Origin of the sequence: Parafrankia sp. FMc2, from assembly GCF_041008525.1 — a bacterium.
Lineage (GTDB): Bacteria > Actinomycetota > Actinomycetes > Frankiales > Frankiaceae > Parafrankia.
Window position 1 is genome coordinate 1 of record NZ_JBFLUG010000496.1, and the last position, 645, is coordinate 645.

General features: G+C 73.2%; 1 protein-coding gene. It reads right to left on the minus strand.

Annotated features, from left to right (window positions below):
* Positions 1-645 (minus strand): ketoacyl-synthetase C-terminal extension domain-containing protein (locus tag AB1460_RS38120; protein WP_368967471.1); only part of this gene is annotated, 645 nt, incomplete at both ends.

Below are 645 nucleotides of genomic sequence, written 5' to 3' on the forward strand. Positions count from 1 at the left end.
GGACGGCTCGGGGGCTTGTTCGAGGATGACGTGGGCGTTGGTGCCGCTGATGCCGAAGGAGGAGACGGCGGCGCGGCGGGGGCGGTGGACGTCGGGCCAGGGCCGGGTGTCGGTGAGGAGCTGGATGTGGCCGGTGGTCCAGTCGACGTGGTGGCTTGGCTGGTCGATGTGGAGGGTGGCGGGCAGGACGCCGTGGCGGAGCGCGGCGATCATTTTGATGAGGCCGGCGGCGCCGGCGGCGGCCTGGGTGTGGCCGATGTTGGATTTGACGGAGCCGAGGTAGAGCGGCCGGTCGTCCGGGCGGTTCTGGCCGTAGGTCCGCAGCAGTGCCTGGGCTTCGATGGGGTCGCCGAGGGTGGTGCCGGTGCCGTGGGCCTCCACGGCATCCACGTCGGACGGGCTCAGGCCGGCGTTGGTGAGGGCGGTGCGGATCAGGCGTTGTTGGGAGGGGCCGTTGGGGGCGGTGAGGCCGTTGGAGGCGCCGTCCTGGTTGACGGCGGTGCCGCGGATGACGGCGAGGATCTGGTGGCCGTTGGCGCGGGCGTCGGAGAGGCGTTCGAGGAGGAGGAGGCCGGCGCCTTCGCCCCAGCCGGTGCCGTCGGCGGCGTCGGCGAAGGCCTTGCAGCGGCCGTCGGGTGACAGGCC